This is a genomic window from uncultured Roseibium sp., from assembly GCF_947496995.1.
Taxonomy (GTDB): domain Bacteria; phylum Pseudomonadota; class Alphaproteobacteria; order Rhizobiales; family Stappiaceae; genus Roseibium.
The window spans coordinates 1,887,974-1,901,880 of the sequence record NZ_CANMFD010000001.1 but is presented as its reverse complement, the minus strand read 5'-3'; the positions used below and the strand labels follow the sequence as shown (position 1 = coordinate 1,901,880).

Here is a 13,907-nt window from a genome sequence, read left to right as displayed (position 1 = left end):
TTAGCACTATCGGCCAATGTCGGTTTCGCACTTCTGCATTGCCCCCTCACCTCAAGGCCTCGCCCTCTCACGCAGCCTCCTTCGCCTCTTGCTCGGCTATCAGCCGATTGACTTCGTAGGACAGCAGAACCGCCGTGGTAACGGTTGGGGCCGAGGCGTTTGCCTGTTTGGCGCTCTTCAAAAGAGCATCCAGATCGATCCGGTCGAACAGGTCCAGAAAGTCCGCCCGCTTCAAGAGATCGGGCTTGTTTAGCACCAGCCTGGACACAGCCGTGAAGCAGGCCGCTTGCCAGTTTCCCCGGTTCTTGGTCGTGTTGATCAGCCCAAACACAAGCCGCAGGTGCTCCGGCCCGTGTTTCTTCAGGATCGTTTGGCAGGTTCGCCGGGCGCGGCTTTCGTGCCGTCCACGCGGTTTAATCGTGTGGTCCACGAAGTGAACGCCAAACTCGGCGGCGATACGGTCTACATGCCCTCCGGAAGCCATCAGGAACCTACTTTCTGCAGCGATGCGAAGGCTGCTTCTGCTCTGTCTTTTGCGGATTTAGGCTTTGGCTGCGGCGCCTGTCCTCTCGCCGGCTTCTTTTGCAGCCGCACGATCTTGTTCAGGACGCGGTTTTCCAGTGTCAGGAGCCAGTTTCTCGCGCACTGCAGGCGCAACTCATCTTCAATCGTCGCATTCGGCCTGGCTGCCGCTCTCTTGCGGATTTCAACCTGCCTCTGGGCTTCTTCTATCTGCTCTTTGAGGTGATCCATTGTCTTTGCCCCATTCTTGTTTTTGTTTTGTTCTGGCAGCGCTTTACGCCTGCCCTATCGACTTCCAGAATGCGATGGTCTGGCTAATCCGACCTTCCATGTCCGGCGCGTAGCAGATGAACGGCAGTTCCAAGTCCTGGAACCCTTTCCGCCTCTGCTGGTGAAGCTTCAAAACCGCGTCGTATTTCACCGGGTCATTGGCCTTGAACACGATCCGCAGGCCGCAGACGCCGAAGTCCATCAGCCGCCGCTGGAACTCCCCCGCCTCATCGACCAGCTCTTGCAGGAACTCGTGAACCTCAGCGATGGCCGGGGCGAACTTGCGGCCCTTAGGGATGCCGTTGACCGGGCAAGCCGCGATCAACCCGGCTTCAACCGGATAGCTCTGGAACACGGCAGACATGCCAGCCGCGAACGTCTTCGGGTCGTGCAGGTCCGAGGCCCGGTAGAGCCCGATCAATCCCCGTGCCATCCACGAAGCCTGTTCAGCCATTGGCCTACCCTCGCCCTTCAGAGCGGCCGAAAGAGCCCTCAAGGTCAAGAACTGGTCCGGCGTTGGCGGAACCATCGTCGCCCCAAGGGTGCGGGCCATCTTCAGCAGCCCGGATCTCCCGCTGCAGCTCGTCAAAAGCGTTTGCAAGCTTTTCGCCGTTTGATCGATTGCCCACCGGTCGGCCACGGCCTGCGGGTTTTCGCTCCGCTGCATTGCGGCACCAGTTGCGCCATGTCGCATCCCAATCGAGCTTGGAAGCTTTGGCTCCAGTTGCTGAAATCCAGTAGTCTCGGAATTTGTTGGCCTCATGCCGCACCTCGTCCGTTGTCAGGCCGCAAGCCTGAGCGTCTTGGATGTTTCGATTTGAAAGGGTCCAGTGAGGGGGAAGCCGGGTTCCCCTTTTTTGGGAACCTTTAGGTTCCTTTTTATCTGGTTCTGGTTCTGGTTCTGGTTTAACGCGCGTTAGTTCAGCGGTCGCTTTTGTTAAGCTGTTGTTTTTATTAGATCGAGAGCCGTTTTCACGGTTTTTATCTCGCAGTTTCGACAGAGTTTCGAGCTGTTTTAGCGCGCGATAATTCGTCAGAAACTCGCCTGAAACGACGATTTTATCTGCCGCAATCAGCTTCTCGCGGATGCTCTTCCACTTGCGAATTGAGCAGCCGAGAAGCCCTGAAATGTATCTTGCATCATCCGGCAGATCGCCACCCTGCATGTAGATCAGATCCAGTATCACCCGGTAGGTGCACTTGACCTCGAACTCCATGCCAATGGTGCCTTCGATGAAGTCACGCGGATAGGCTTTGTAATATGGAAGCCCGTTCACGCGGCGACTCCACAGCACAACTGAGCCGTGTTATGGCGGATGGTATGAAACTCTATCGCCAAAACATTGCTGTTGTGATTTTCTCGATAACTTTGCTGACAATCGTCGTTGGTGTTTTCCTGACATCCACTGATTGGAACGAAGGACGCGCATTGCAATGGATAAGCGCGTTGAGTGGCTGGGTTGCAGGCATTTTCGCAGCAATAACGGCTGGCGTTCTGATAAGTCAGATGAAGACAATGCGAAAGCAGCTTGCTAATCAGGAAGCACAAACAAATTTTGTTACGGGCAACCTTCCACCCGAATTTTACCCCTACACGCCTGAAAATGAATTCGCACTCGAGTTTCGCCTCGAAAATAATAGCATCAGATCCGTCAGAGAAGGCGCAATCGAAGTGCTGCGTCCTTCCCAAATCCAACCGCAGCTGTTTGATCATGGCCGTGAGATTGACTACGCTGATACCTACAATGACGCGACAATGTTCATCTGCGATTTGCCTGGCTGGTACAACCGAAACGCAGCTTCGCCATACACAATAATTTCGCTCTGCTTTGTTGATCAAGCAGGAGAAACTTTCAGAGGTTCGGTAGAGCTTAGAATTAGGCTCAAGATGTCTGGGGACGACGATTTCTCTTTTGAACGAGTGATTGAAGTCGACCTCGACAAATGGCTCCCGTGAAATTCTCGTTGATGAACAATCTCCTACGGAAGTCATCAAAAACGCCGCGAAACTGCGCCTACCGCCCACCGGTGGCTGCAAGAGCCTTTCATGCCAAATCTGCTTCATCCCTCCACCCTCTCCCCGCGAAGGATCACGAGCGTTCGGGAAGCCTGATCCAGCAGTGCATCAAGCCGTTTGATGCATTCCTCCTGCTCTTCCGCTGTAAGCTTTCCATCCGCATAGGCATCCATGACCGAGCCGGTTGCCTCACCGAAGGACTTCATCAGATCGGATAAAGACGAGAGTGTGCTGGTATCCCCCCGGCAGGCCGTTCTGCGGACCAGATCGAACCCGGCCATGTCGGCCAGCACTTTGGTGACCGGCGGAACCCGGCCGCTCTCGACTACGTCAGCTTCAAGCTCCGCAATTGCCTTGACCGGCAGAAAGCGCCGGTCCTGGCCCTCAATCGTCGTGCAGCGCTGGATTTGATAGGCCTGCTTGTAACCGGTGATCTCAAGCGCCCTCACCGGCCCTCCTGCCAGTTTCACAAGGTCTTTGCTGGCAAGCGACAGGCGGTCGTATTCTTCGCGGCTCAGATAGTCCATGGTGCTGTTATTCCATCCTCACAACCGTGAAGGTCTTTTCTGGAGTTGCTAAATCCGGGGCATGGATGAGAAACAAACACCCCGTAGGCTTTGGCTTGTTGCTTCTGGAACCCGGCGCTCCGATGGCTTAGCTGACAGGCTCAGAAAGCGTCGGATCAGGTTGGTGTGGAACTGCGACGCAGAACCATGTGGCTCCGAAAGCTCACCCGAACGAAGGGCAAGCAGTAATGACTTCGCGCCCTACTAGGCGGCGGCATTGCCTTCGGTATCCTGCCGAGCGGCGACGTTCGCGGCATAAATCTCGTTGGGCTCTGTGCCAGCCAGATCCGCAAAAATGTCCCAGTATTTTTCCGGGATGCCTGCAGACGGCCACTTGTACGGGCCCCACTTCGACAGCTTCAGTTCGCGGGCGTTCGCTTCCTCGACGATCTTCTCTGCGCCACCTGCGCTATCGATAAGTTCAGCGATGGTTCTTTCTTCTAACATCGGGCAAACAGCCTTAAATATGGATTTAAATTCCAATATTGGTATTGGCGATTTTTTCCAACCTGTCAATTCCGAATTGGAATATCTTTTGGAAATGACTTGGAACAACCGAATTGTTGAACTTCGGAAAGAGAAAAAGCTCTCGCGCGCCGAGCTGGCACGGCGGGCCGATGTGAATTATGACGCGCTCAACAAGTCGGAACGTGGAGAGGTTGAGCAGCCGCGCGGTGACTTCCTTGCACGGATTGCTCAAGCCCTCGGTACTACCGAACAGTTCCTGCGATATGGCAGCGAAGGCGGCGGAGAGCAGACAAAGATCACCCCGAGAGGTCTGGTTATCCGCGGCGAAGTAGCTGCCGGACTTTGGCTTGAGGCTGACCTTTTCGAAGGCGAAAAGGAAGAGCGATCAAACCTTTTTGGCGGTGATGAGCGCTATCCAGCCGACGCTCAATACCTGCTCCGCATCAAGGGCGAGAGCCTCAACCGGATCGCCCAGGATGGCGATTTGATTTTGTGCGTCGACTACCTTCAGGCCGGGTTTGAAATCAAAGCTGGTGACCTGATCGTTGTGGAGCGGTCCCGTGATGGTGGGCACACACTTGAACGCACAGCAAAGCGCATCATCCGGCACAATGGAGAAATCGAATTGCGCCCTGAATCTAATGATCCGCGTTTTCAAGAGCCAGTAATCTACGACGAACACAGCGAGGAAGCTTCCGAGGTTCGCATTTTAGCGAAGATTATCGGGGTATTCCGCCAGTTTTAGCTTCGTTGGGAGGACGCTATGAAGTGGTCGATAGTCGTCGTTTTGGTATCTGGCCTCTACGATTCAGGCGCAGGCGGCGGCACTGTTACCACCAACACCTCATTTGATACTCTCGAGGAATGCTCGATCGAGGCTGGCGCCTATATCGATGATTGGCGAGCAGCATATAAAAGGATTGAAGACGTCAAAAAACAGCGGATGAGGTCTTTGACCAATTCCGTTAACGAGCAATACAGCGACGAGAAGATCGACGCCATCGAAGATGCAATCAAGACGAACGTGCCAAATCGCGAGGATGTTCCTGCATTTCTTCGTAAAATCGGCGAAGAAGATCTGGCCAAAATTTCGGAGCAGATGGACACTCTCAAGTCCTGGCGTCCAGATAAGCAAGCACGCCTGGCGAATGATGCCGAGGCTGTCTGCATTCCAATAACCGACTGATCTGTCGCTACACTCTAACTCATTTGTCTGTAGATTGGAGGGTGAGGAGTTCCACGCGCGATAGCCCCTCCCCTGACAAACCCAGAAGACGGGGAATCCATGACCTGCGTCAGTCGACCAGAGCCGGGAATGGGATACGTACGCCAGAACGCCTTTCGGCTATTCCGTCCTCTGTTTCTTGCAGCACCGCAGGACTTTCGACCCTGGCGCTTGTGATTTTCATCCGGCAGGGAATTGCACCCCGTCTCTGCGATTAAAACATAGCTCCCCAGAAACCCCTCCGCCGAGCATAGTTGGATTTTATTTCCATTTTATATTGACACCTCCCAGATTTGGATTTAAATTCCAATTCGTCAGCACAGGAACGAAGACGGCACCCCGCCAGATCTTCCGCAAAGCTTCAAGAGGAAAAACGCCCATGTCTCTCAACACAGACACCACCTTCTTTTCGATCATCTGCGACCTCGACCAGACGGTCTATGCGCAGGAACTCGACGTTGAAGAGATGCGGTTCAACAAGATCGTTGAGGACATCCGGGACGGCCAGATTGAGAACGTGAAAGCGGTCTTTGAATTCAATCCCGCTGAGGGCTGGTCGAACGACATCACCGCCGACGTGATGGCGGCTGCATTCCCCGAACAGGACGAAGACGACGGTTACAGCGACTACCATGCTGAGCGGATTACCGGCGCTGTTGCTGGTGTTGAGCATCGGATGGCGGCTTGAGCCGCCTCTCTTTGCCGCCGCAACTTCGCGGCGTGTCCTATAGGGGTTTTAGCCTGCTGCATTCCGCACTTTCCCATGCCGGATTGGCTGCAATGCTCCTTCTGGCCCTCACCATCTTGAGCCACTTCCGACACTGACCGAATTGCAGCGGGTTTTCCTCCCCGCTGCATACCCTCCCCCGGCTGGATCATGCGGCGCCAGCCGGGGGCAACGAAAAGCCCGAAACCGGGCACTGACCATCCTCCCACCAACTGGCCGGATCTTCCGGCCCCTTTTTCAAACTGCCTATGGCGGTTTCAACAAGGCGACTCCGGAGTTCCCCAAATGGATTTCAATTTGGTCTTGATGACAGACGACGGCGAGCAGCGCCGCTTCTTTTGCGAGAACGGTTTTGTCTCTCGCGTTGTTGCGGCTGTGTTCGCCGAGAACCGGGCGGACGCTGAACGGGTCTGCAAAATCCTGAATGAGCATGCAAAGCGCTGCGAGCGATGCCATGATTGAAGCGATTGAGTGGGATGGTTCAACAATCACTGAACCCGGCGTCTATACCGGCATCGATCTGGCCGACTATCACGGCAAGCTGGACCTTCTGGATGCGCCGAGCGTTTCCAAGTCGTCCCTAAAGCATCTGTTTCCAGCCCTTGGCGGCAGCCCGAAGCAATTCTGGCATCTTTGGAAGCACAATCCGAACCACATCACGCTCAAGCCCACCAAGGCGCTCAATATGGGCCGGGCCGTTCATTCGCTCATGCTCAACGACGAGGTCTTTGCGGACAACTTTTCAGTTCAGCCGGAGAGCTATGAGGACATCAAGACCGGTGCGGAAAAGCCTTGGAGCAACAACGCCAAGGTCTGCAAGGCATGGACGGAGGCACAGGAAGCGGCCGGCAAGGCTGTTGTCACCCTTGAGCAGATCGAGAAGATCAAGCGGATGGCGGAAGACGCTGCCCGCGATCCCATGGTGCAGCAGGGCATTCTGAACGGCTCTGTTGAGCGCTCGATGTTCTTCAAGGATGCCAAAACCGGCCTTTGGTTCAAGTCCCGTCCGGACAACGTGGCGATAGACGGCTTTTACGCCGACCTCAAAACAACCTCTTCCATGGATGAGCGTTTCATCCGCCGTCAGATCAAGGACAATGGCTATTTCGTTCAAGGCGGCGGCGTAAGGCGCGCGGCCCGAGAGCTTGGCCTGCCCTTTGACAGCTTCTGGAATGTCTACGTCTCCACCGGCGACACACCGGACACGCAGTCCGTCGAGTTGGCCCCGGAAGATCTGGAGCTTGGCGAAGCTGTCATTCGCAAGGGCCTCGACACGATTGCCCGGTGCATGGCGTCCGGCTTCTGGCCGGGAGCCCGCCCCTTTGAGGCCCGCCCCGTCCGCATCGGTGATTGGGACCGGGAAGCCATTGAGCAAGACCTTCAAACCCCGCAACTGGAGCAAGCCGCATGAGCCAGACTTCACAGCTACAGCAATACAGCACATCCGCAGCGCAGGTTGGCATTGCGTCCGACCAGGGCGCGAAGATCGCCCCGCAGAACCTTTCCGAAGTTGTCCGTTTCGCCGAGGTCATGTGCCGGGCTGACATCGCCCTGCCGAAGCACCTTCGCGGCAATGCCGGTGCCTGCATGGCTGTCGCCCTTCAGGCCATGGAATGGGACATGTCGCCCTTTGCGGTCGCCTCAAAGTCCTATGCGGTAAACGGACAGATTGCCTATGAGGCGCAGCTCATCGCCGCCGTGGTCAACACACGATCCGGCATTCAGGGCCGCTTGCGCTATGCCTTCGAAGGTGAAGGCGACAAGCTCACCTGCACCGTGACCGGAACACTGGACGGGGAAGAGTACAGCTACCAGTCGCCGCCAGTCGGCGCGATCACCACCAAGAACTCTCCCCTCTGGAAGACCGACCCGCACCAGCAGCTTGGCTACTACTCCGCCCGAGCATGGGCGCGCAGATACACGCCCGAGGTTCTGCTTGGTGTTTATGACCGGGAAGAGGTTCAGAGCTTTCAGGGGCCTGATAACGCGGTGGATGTCACCCCGAGCGGTGCGCAACGCCTTGCAGCCAAACGCGCTGAGCTGGCTGAACTGCAGGAGACAGAGCAACAGCCAGCCGAGCCGGAAGAAGGCTTCAATCTGGATTTGGTGGAATGGGTCGCCTCAGAAGCAGCGAAGGACAGCGAGAACACGGAGAACAAATCATGAATCACGACATCGTTCTGTGCCCTGGCACCAAGCGCTCCCGCCCCATCGTGATCAAGACCGAGACAAGAACGGCTCTCGACCACCGCTGCAAAAAGGCCTCGTGGAAGAACCCGCAAGGCGGACAGCGGGTTACAATCACCCTGCCCCGCATCGATGCATTGAAGGGAAAGCAAGCCTGATGGGGTTCCAGTTCTTCAATCCCCATGCCCGGACAGCGTTCACGCTGGACCCGAGCGGCAAGGTCCACAAACGAATCAAAGATGAAGAGCATCTGGCCTTCATCCGGCAACTGCCGAGCCTGATATCAGGCATTCAGGGCTGTGAGGCCTGCCACGTCCGCTACGGCGATCCGCGCCACCGCAAGCCGAGAACAGGTAAAGGGGTGAAACCGGATGATGCGTGGACGGTGCCATTGACGCCAGAGGAACACCGCCTCCAGCACAGCATGAACGAACAGGCGTATTGGCAGAGCGTTGGGATCGACCCGCTTGAGGTTGCCATTCAGCTCTATGCCGTCTCCGGAGACATCGAGGCGGGGCGCGCCATTATCATGAAAGCTAGGAATGAAACCAAATGAACGATCAAGAGATGCAGTTCCTTCCAAAGTGCGAGCACCTAGCCGCAAAAATGATCGATCAATTGGATCTCGCCACAATGGTCTTGGACACATCCGAACGTCGGGCAGTCTTTCAAGGTGCACTTATTGTGTGTGCCAGGACTGCCATCAAGCGTGCGCTGAAGACAGATCCACTCCTTGCTCAACGCCTTGCCGCTTCCTTCAACGAAGGTATCGATCTAGCACTTAGAGAAACTGACTAATGGCTCTACCGGAAAATTGGGACGAAGACACTCCAATCACGCTTGCAGAGGCCTGCAAGGTGCTGTTTCGCGGGGCCATCAAGCCCGCAACTCTGAAGGCAGAGGCAGAGCGTGGAAAACTTGTGCTGGAAAAAATCGGCCGCGCGTATTTCACTACACCCAAAGCAATTCGCGAAATGAGAGAGCAATGCCGCGTCCAAGAAAAGCCCCAAGACTCTGGTTCCGCAAAGAAAGAAGCGGCACCGGTCAATGGCTCATCCTCGACGGATCAAAGCAAGTTCGCACAGGCTGCGCTTATGAAGACACTGCAGGGGCTGAACAGCAGCTCCAAGCCTACCTCGCGCAAAAATACCAACCAACCAACAGCCTCGATCCTCGAACTATCCCAGTCGCGGACGCGCTGAACTTCTACGCCACTCATCACATTCCGACTTTGGCCAACCCAAAAAACGAGGGCTACATCCTGAAAGCCCTTGTTCCTTTTTGGGGGGAGCTCTTTCTAAGCGATGTCGCCCGCTCAAACAGCAAGCGATACGCAACCGAGCGGTTCGCGACAGGCGTAAAGCCCGGAACTGTCCGCCGCGAACTCAAGGCGCTACAAAGCGCAATCAACATGTACGTTGAAGACCGGGAAGTGCCGTTCGTCTGCCGGATGGAGTTTCCCCGCGCCGGCGAATCGCGTTTGCGCTGGCTGACCAGATCAGAAGCCGCCGCATTCGTTCATGCCGCAAGGCGCAGAGGCAATCACCACATTGCCCGCATCATCCTGATCGGTATCTACACCGGCACAAGAATCGACGCGATCAAGCGCATGCAATGGTACCCGAACCCGGCAAGCGGCTATTTCGATCTGGACGAAGGCGTGATGTATCGGAAAGGCTGGGAGGAAACCAGCACGACGAAGCGACGCCCGAGCGTCCACATCTCCGATAGACTGCTGCCGCATTTGAAGCGTTGGAAGCGCCTGGACGCCAACCTCCCCTGGGTCATCCACTATGAGGGCGAGTCTGTGACTTCGGTCAAACGGGCATGGCGCAACAGCCGGGCCGACGCTCAACTCGGCGCCGAGGTAGTCCCGCATACGTTACGCCACACAGCTGCGAGTTGGGGCATTCAGAACGTTGAATCAACACAGGAACTTCAAGCTCTGGCAGACTTTCTGGGCATGTCATTGAAGATGTTACTTGAGGTCTATGGTCACCTGAATCCGGCGCACCAAAAATCTGCGGCGGCAGCGATTGGTCGTAGGCCAACGCAAAATTTGGGAATTTTTTCAAAATCTTGATAAGTGTGGATCCTGAAACCAATAGCAGCACGCTGTCTAGAGACATCATAAAGATAGAATATTGGATTCCCGGAAAGTAAACTCCTCAAAATTGAATATTGCTACAATGAGGTCAGAGTAAATGCTAAGTGAACTTGCAAATTTCCTAGGCTTCTCTGGCGTAGCAAGCGCAATTGTTCTTTCAGTTATCGCCTTGTTCTGGAAAGGTGATGACTTATTTTCAACAGAATTCAAAGACGACATTGCGCTTGCTCTACTTTGCTTAAAAGCACCATCTGACTCCAATAGCTGGACAAAAATATACGTAAAAGTTTTTGAGAAAATATTTGGATCACGCCACCTAAGCTGGAAATGTATTTTAAACTCAATACTATTTTCAACTTTTTTCTACCTTGCTTGCCTTTATACGATTATTTCTCTATTTGGAGCTGACGTCGGAGGCATAGAAGAAGATGACTTCTATATAGCTATCTCAATTTCCTTATTATTCGGCATCCCCATAAATCTATTTGGCGACTACTTATCACTATGGCAGACTCGAATATTTCTGAAAATACTTTCAGGTTCTAAATATATATTAATTTCAACTATTTATTTATTTATTGACTTTATGCTATCGGCACTACTGTTTGTGATAATTTTTTCATTTGCTTTATCTCTTCTTCAAGATCCGCCGCATCTCGTACCTCATTATCTTGTTTTGTTCTGGTTTAAGACTAACCCAGCCTTGCAGGCTATGGTGATTAGCGCATTAGTGCCATCACTTTGGCTATGGTTCTATTTTATTGGAGTGACACTACTGCGAGCAGCTTCGCAGTCTCGTCCTCTGTTAATTTTCTTGCAATACGCCTTGCCAATTGAAAGCCGACCAGTTCGATCTATTGGGATCGTCGCAAGTTTAGTGACTGGTGTGCTATTCGTGATAGTTGCGGGTCTAGGGGTACATAGTTCTGAGAAAGCGAATGGCGTGCCGATTGTTCCAGAAATCACGCCTGAACTCCCCATAACTCCGGAACTTACGCCCGACCTTCCGGTAGTTCCAGAGCCAGTGCCAGACCTTCCGGTAGTTCCAGAGCCAGTGCCCGACCTTCCGGTAGTTCCAGAGCCAGTGCCCGACCTTCCGGTAGTTCCAGAGCCAGATTTTTATAACCTGTAGCGACCTGCTAGAGCATTTCCCGAGAAGTCTGAATCGTCTTGGATTCCGTTTGATCACGAATTGTGATTCAAACTGAGGGCTGGACAAGGAGGCCAGCCTTCATGACGCGACCTTTATCGATTGACTTACGCAAGCGTTTGATTGGTGCCGTTGAAAGTGGAATGTCCCGTCGGGCGGCGGCAGAGCGGTTTGGAGTTGGGGAAGCAACGGCAATCCGCTGGGTGGAACGGTATCGACGAACCGGCCGCATCGAACCCGAGAAGATGGGACCTCGTTCGCCGCGCAGTCCGCTCGAGGCATTTCGCGATGAGATTCTTGAGCTGGTGGAGGCGAGGCCCGATATCACTCTCGCGGAAATCGTGGACCATCTGCACGAGATATTCGGTCTGAGAACATCAACCAGTTCTGTTGATCGCTTCCTGGCCCGCAACGCCATCACGTTCAAAAAAAGACTGCGCACGCCAGCGAACAGGAACGCGCCGATGTGAAACTCCGGCGGGAGAGTTGGTTCGAGGCCCAGCCCGATCTCGACCCAGAGCGTCTGGTGTTCATCGACGAGACCGGCGTCTCCACCAAGATGGCTCGAATTCGCGGGCGTTCGCCGCGCGGTGAACGTTGTCGCGCACCGGTTCCGCATGGACACTGGAAGACGACGACATTCGTTGGCGCTTTGCGGTTGTCGGGGATCACAGCGCCCATGACGCTGGGAGGCGCTATGAATGGCACTGCATTCCTGGCTTATGTCGAGCAGGTCCTGGCTCCGACGTTGACGCCGGGGGACATCGTTGTCATGGACAACCTGCCTGCCCACAAACCCGTCGCGATCCGCCACGCTATCGAAGTCACAGGCGCGCGGTTGTTCTTCCTGCCGCCGTACAGCCCCGACTTCAATCCGATCGAGATGGCTTTCTCGAAGATCAAGGCCCTCCTGAAAAAAGCCGCCGCCAGAACCGTCGAGGATCTATGGGCGGCAACCGCGTCTGCGATAGATGCAGTCACGCCCGCAGAGGCGAGAAACTACTTCGCTGCGGCCGGATATGAACCGGAGTAAGTGGGAAATGCTCTAGTACCTGATCTGCGAATACTCGAAATATCCGGCACGAATACTCAACTAGACAGTCTAGCGAAAACCCAAGTGACAACTTCCGTACCGACGCAATGAAACTGCAATGAAACCCGCGAACAGACCGGAACATTTCTAGAACTTTCAAAAACAAAAACGGCTGTTTTCTGCCATTTCTGGCTACGCCCCACCCACTGGGGGTGAAGGGGTCGTCGGTTCAAATCCGGCCTGCCCGACCAAACAATCCAGATTTTTCCATCATGTCACCGACATCGGTATTGCCCGTGAAGACCCCTTGTCGTCATGTAGCGCTGTAACGCGCAACTTCGGTTGGCATTCAGTTTTTATTCAAAACCGGCCAAATTCAGGTCAAGCAGATCTCAGTGCCGAGATGTCCGCATTGCGCTTCAAATTCAGTCGCTCGTCCATATTCGTCTCGACCCTTGAAGCCGACGTTCATCGCGACGCAGTGAATTCACAGTTTGGGCGGGAAGCGGGCGTTTGCTGCAAGAGCATAAAATCTGTGTGGAATGAGAAGGAGCGGTCATTGACGCTAAATCGTCGTCGCGGTTTACTGGCTGCGATAAGAAGTATGAATTTTGAGACTGCTAATGTTTTTATGTATAGCTCTGTACTGATTGAAGGCGTCGTCCTTACCGTGAACGCTTTTGTACCACTCAAGAATTCCCTTTAACCGGGCTTCGTTTGCGTATGCCCATTCGAAATCACGCGACGCTCTATGAAATGCGGCTCGATACTCCTTTCGGGCAGGACCGGGAATTCTTGGTTTGTCCCCATGAGTCAGCAATCCAAGTGTTAATCTAGGCACCCCACGCGGATGGAATCGAGTTTTTGCAATATTTACTGCAAAACCATTGTGTTCGATAATCAAGGTCGCAAGCTGCGCCAGTTTAGGGTGATTGAAATTTTTATCTTTATAAAAGAACACGTCATCGCTGTAGCGTAGATATTTCATTTCCCAAGAGGTCGCGAGCTTCTTCATTTGCCGATCAAAGCGCCTCATGATCAAATTTGATATGGTGGGACTAGTCGGAGCTCCCTGCGCGATGCAGTTATTCCTTAATGACAATTGAGACAAAATATATGCGACGTTGTCGTTGAATCCTAAACTCTTATAGAGACCTACAACGCGCTGTCCCGTAATGCTGGGAAAAAAGTCCTTAATGTCCAATTTTAGGACTGCCTTGCCACCGCAGAACTCTTTAGCCGCGTGGTAAATGGATTTACCACTAACATACGAATAAGCGCATTCGCTCAATGGATATTTTTGGAGTATTTTTCGATTTATTGCTCGCTGAACACCTTTTAGTTCGCTGTAAGGAATATCCAAATTTCTGAATGAGAGTGGATTAGAGTTTTTAGGTATTCTAATTGTAGTATAAAAATTGTTTGGATTTTCAACGAGATAAAAAATGTGCTGCGGAGCAAAACCTATAAAAGAGGAAATGCCCACCAAATCTAAGCTATCCTCCGCAGCACTCATATCCTACTTCTTCTCTGTTTCGATTCATTTCAAACGATTTCTTAGGCGAAGAGCCTACGACTTCGTTTGGAATGAAGGCTTCTGCGTACTTTTCGTGCTCACAACGATGCGTTGTGTCT

General features: G+C 53.6%; 20 protein-coding genes. 12 read left to right on the top strand and 8 right to left on the bottom strand.

The window, feature by feature from the left end; genetic code table 11:
- Positions 1–67: 67 nt before the first annotated feature.
- From Q1B40_RS08520 to Q1B40_RS08505, 4 genes are read right to left on the bottom strand one after another with little or no spacing between them, the layout of a single operon-like run.
- A complete protein-coding gene (locus tag Q1B40_RS08520; RefSeq protein WP_068419918.1) occupies positions 68–484 on the bottom strand; it encodes a hypothetical protein in 417 nt (138 codons plus the stop codon).
- Positions 484–753: a hypothetical protein gene (locus tag Q1B40_RS08515; RefSeq protein WP_299812404.1), complete on the bottom strand. Its 270-nt coding sequence runs from the start codon at positions 751–753 to the stop codon at positions 484–486. The genes Q1B40_RS08520 and Q1B40_RS08515 overlap by 1 nt, the downstream gene beginning before the upstream one ends.
- Positions 754–796: 43 nt before the next feature.
- On the bottom strand, positions 797–1,246 hold the full coding sequence (locus Q1B40_RS08510) for a hypothetical protein (RefSeq protein ID WP_299812402.1): 450 nt from the start codon (positions 1,244–1,246) through the stop codon (positions 797–799).
- Between the two features lie 4 nt (positions 1,247–1,250).
- A complete protein-coding gene (locus Q1B40_RS08505) occupies positions 1,251–2,069 on the bottom strand; it encodes a DUF1376 domain-containing protein (RefSeq protein WP_299812400.1) in 819 nt (272 codons plus the stop codon).
- 44 nt (positions 2,070–2,113) lie between these two features.
- On the opposite strand from Q1B40_RS08505, the gene Q1B40_RS08500 reads away from it, so the two are divergent.
- On the top strand, positions 2,114–2,749 hold the full coding sequence (locus Q1B40_RS08500) for a hypothetical protein (RefSeq protein ID WP_299812398.1): 636 nt from the start codon (positions 2,114–2,116) through the stop codon (positions 2,747–2,749).
- A 104-nt stretch (positions 2,750–2,853) separates the two neighbouring features.
- Here Q1B40_RS08500 and Q1B40_RS08495 read toward each other — a convergent pair whose 3' ends face one another.
- Both Q1B40_RS08495 and Q1B40_RS08490 read right to left on the bottom strand, forming a co-directional pair.
- Positions 2,854–3,336 (bottom strand): hypothetical protein, encoded by a 483-nt coding sequence (locus tag Q1B40_RS08495; RefSeq protein ID WP_068419928.1) that lies wholly within the window; start codon positions 3,334–3,336, stop codon positions 2,854–2,856.
- Positions 3,337–3,579: 243 nt separating this feature from the next.
- Positions 3,580–3,822: a hypothetical protein gene (locus Q1B40_RS08490; RefSeq protein WP_299812394.1), complete on the bottom strand. Its 243-nt coding sequence runs from the start codon at positions 3,820–3,822 to the stop codon at positions 3,580–3,582.
- Here Q1B40_RS08490 and Q1B40_RS08485 point away from each other — a divergent pair.
- The 3 genes from Q1B40_RS08485 (at position 3,803) to Q1B40_RS08475 (ending at position 5,756) form a co-directional block, all read left to right on the top strand.
- Positions 3,803–4,588: a LexA family transcriptional regulator gene (locus Q1B40_RS08485; RefSeq protein ID WP_299812392.1), complete on the top strand. Its 786-nt coding sequence runs from the start codon at positions 3,803–3,805 to the stop codon at positions 4,586–4,588. The genes Q1B40_RS08490 and Q1B40_RS08485 overlap by 20 nt on opposite strands.
- 18 nt (positions 4,589–4,606) lie before the next feature.
- The gene (locus Q1B40_RS08480; protein ID WP_299812391.1) at positions 4,607–5,029 is read left to right on the top strand and encodes a hypothetical protein; all 423 of its coding nucleotides are present in this window, start codon (positions 4,607–4,609) and stop codon (positions 5,027–5,029) included.
- 418 nt (positions 5,030–5,447) lie between these two features.
- Positions 5,448–5,756, top strand: coding sequence for a hypothetical protein (locus Q1B40_RS08475; protein ID WP_299812389.1), 309 nt, complete (start codon positions 5,448–5,450; stop codon positions 5,754–5,756).
- Positions 5,757–6,041: 285 nt separating this feature from the next.
- On the opposite strand, the gene Q1B40_RS08470 is transcribed toward Q1B40_RS08475, so the two are convergent.
- Positions 6,042–6,227, bottom strand: a complete 186-nt coding sequence (locus Q1B40_RS08470) for a hypothetical protein (protein WP_299812387.1) — start codon at positions 6,225–6,227, stop codon at positions 6,042–6,044.
- On the opposite strand from Q1B40_RS08470, the gene Q1B40_RS08465 reads away from it, so the two are divergent.
- The 8 genes from Q1B40_RS08465 to Q1B40_RS08430 all read left to right on the top strand — a co-directional run bounded on the left by Q1B40_RS08465 (position 6,220) and on the right by Q1B40_RS08430 (position 12,272).
- Entirely contained in the window at positions 6,220–7,206 is a 987-nt protein-coding gene (locus Q1B40_RS08465) for a PD-(D/E)XK nuclease-like domain-containing protein (protein WP_299812385.1), read from the top strand. The two genes, Q1B40_RS08470 and Q1B40_RS08465, sit on opposite strands and share 8 nt — an antisense overlap.
- On the top strand, positions 7,203–7,961 hold the full coding sequence (locus Q1B40_RS08460; RefSeq protein WP_299812383.1) for a recombinase RecT: 759 nt from the start codon (positions 7,203–7,205) through the stop codon (positions 7,959–7,961). Before Q1B40_RS08465 ends, Q1B40_RS08460 begins: the two co-directional genes overlap by 4 nt.
- Positions 7,958–8,140: a hypothetical protein gene (locus Q1B40_RS08455; RefSeq protein ID WP_299812381.1), complete on the top strand. Its 183-nt coding sequence runs from the start codon at positions 7,958–7,960 to the stop codon at positions 8,138–8,140. The genes Q1B40_RS08460 and Q1B40_RS08455 overlap by 4 nt, the downstream gene beginning before the upstream one ends.
- A complete protein-coding gene (locus Q1B40_RS08450) occupies positions 8,140–8,538 on the top strand; it encodes a hypothetical protein (protein WP_299812379.1) in 399 nt (132 codons plus the stop codon). Before Q1B40_RS08455 ends, Q1B40_RS08450 begins: the two co-directional genes overlap by 1 nt.
- Positions 8,535–8,780 (top strand): hypothetical protein, encoded by a 246-nt coding sequence (locus Q1B40_RS08445; RefSeq protein WP_299812377.1) that lies wholly within the window; start codon positions 8,535–8,537, stop codon positions 8,778–8,780. The genes Q1B40_RS08450 and Q1B40_RS08445 overlap by 4 nt, the downstream gene beginning before the upstream one ends.
- 187 nt (positions 8,781–8,967) lie before the next feature.
- Entirely contained in the window at positions 8,968–10,065 is a 1,098-nt protein-coding gene (locus Q1B40_RS08440; protein ID WP_299812375.1) for a site-specific integrase, read from the top strand.
- A gap of 121 nt (positions 10,066–10,186) precedes the next feature.
- Positions 10,187–11,221 (top strand): hypothetical protein, encoded by a 1,035-nt coding sequence (locus Q1B40_RS08435; protein ID WP_299812373.1) that lies wholly within the window; start codon positions 10,187–10,189, stop codon positions 11,219–11,221.
- 101 nt (positions 11,222–11,322) lie between these two features.
- A protein-coding gene (locus Q1B40_RS08430) for an IS630 family transposase (protein ID WP_299812371.1) occupies positions 11,323–12,272 on the top strand; the annotation gives its coding sequence in 2 pieces (ribosomal slippage) (positions 11,323–11,665 and positions 11,665–12,272; 951 coding nt in all).
- A 583-nt stretch (positions 12,273–12,855) separates the two neighbouring features.
- Here the strand turns inward: Q1B40_RS08430 and Q1B40_RS08425 are convergent.
- Complete coding sequence (locus Q1B40_RS08425) at positions 12,856–13,788, bottom strand: reverse transcriptase domain-containing protein (protein WP_299812369.1); 933 nt, start codon at positions 13,786–13,788, stop codon at positions 12,856–12,858.
- Between the last annotated feature and the right edge of the window lie 119 nt (positions 13,789–13,907).

Bases quoted from the DNA above. Each gene is read 5' to 3' on its own strand.
- Q1B40_RS08465 (WP_299812385.1), top strand. From the start codon at position 6,220: ATGAGCATGCAAAGCGCTGCGAGCGATGCCATGATTGAAGCGATTGAG.
- Q1B40_RS08520 (WP_068419918.1), bottom strand. From the start codon at position 484: ATGGCTTCCGGAGGGCATGTAGACCGTATCGCCGCCGAGTTTGGCGTT.
- Q1B40_RS08495 (WP_068419928.1), bottom strand. From the start codon at position 3,336: ATGGACTATCTGAGCCGCGAAGAATACGACCGCCTGTCGCTTGCCAGC.
- Q1B40_RS08480 (WP_299812391.1), top strand. From the start codon at position 4,607: ATGAAGTGGTCGATAGTCGTCGTTTTGGTATCTGGCCTCTACGATTCA.
- Q1B40_RS08475 (WP_299812389.1), top strand. From the start codon at position 5,448: ATGTCTCTCAACACAGACACCACCTTCTTTTCGATCATCTGCGACCTC.
- Q1B40_RS08425 (WP_299812369.1), bottom strand. From the start codon at position 13,788: ATGAGTGCTGCGGAGGATAGCTTAGATTTGGTGGGCATTTCCTCTTTT.
- Q1B40_RS08450 (WP_299812379.1), top strand. From the start codon at position 8,140: ATGGGGTTCCAGTTCTTCAATCCCCATGCCCGGACAGCGTTCACGCTG.
- Q1B40_RS08510 (WP_299812402.1), bottom strand. From the start codon at position 1,246: ATGGCTGAACAGGCTTCGTGGATGGCACGGGGATTGATCGGGCTCTAC.
- Q1B40_RS08445 (WP_299812377.1), top strand. From the start codon at position 8,535: ATGAACGATCAAGAGATGCAGTTCCTTCCAAAGTGCGAGCACCTAGCC.
- Q1B40_RS08440 (WP_299812375.1), top strand. From the start codon at position 8,968: ATGCCGCGTCCAAGAAAAGCCCCAAGACTCTGGTTCCGCAAAGAAAGA.
- Q1B40_RS08460 (WP_299812383.1), top strand. From the start codon at position 7,203: ATGAGCCAGACTTCACAGCTACAGCAATACAGCACATCCGCAGCGCAG.
- Q1B40_RS08485 (WP_299812392.1), top strand. From the start codon at position 3,803: ATGGTTCTTTCTTCTAACATCGGGCAAACAGCCTTAAATATGGATTTA.
- Q1B40_RS08455 (WP_299812381.1), top strand. From the start codon at position 7,958: ATGAATCACGACATCGTTCTGTGCCCTGGCACCAAGCGCTCCCGCCCC.
- Q1B40_RS08470 (WP_299812387.1), bottom strand. From the start codon at position 6,227: ATGCTCATTCAGGATTTTGCAGACCCGTTCAGCGTCCGCCCGGTTCTC.
- Q1B40_RS08490 (WP_299812394.1), bottom strand. From the start codon at position 3,822: ATGTTAGAAGAAAGAACCATCGCTGAACTTATCGATAGCGCAGGTGGC.
- Q1B40_RS08435 (WP_299812373.1), top strand. From the start codon at position 10,187: ATGCTAAGTGAACTTGCAAATTTCCTAGGCTTCTCTGGCGTAGCAAGC.
- Q1B40_RS08500 (WP_299812398.1), top strand. From the start codon at position 2,114: ATGAAACTCTATCGCCAAAACATTGCTGTTGTGATTTTCTCGATAACT.
- Q1B40_RS08515 (WP_299812404.1), bottom strand. From the start codon at position 753: ATGGATCACCTCAAAGAGCAGATAGAAGAAGCCCAGAGGCAGGTTGAA.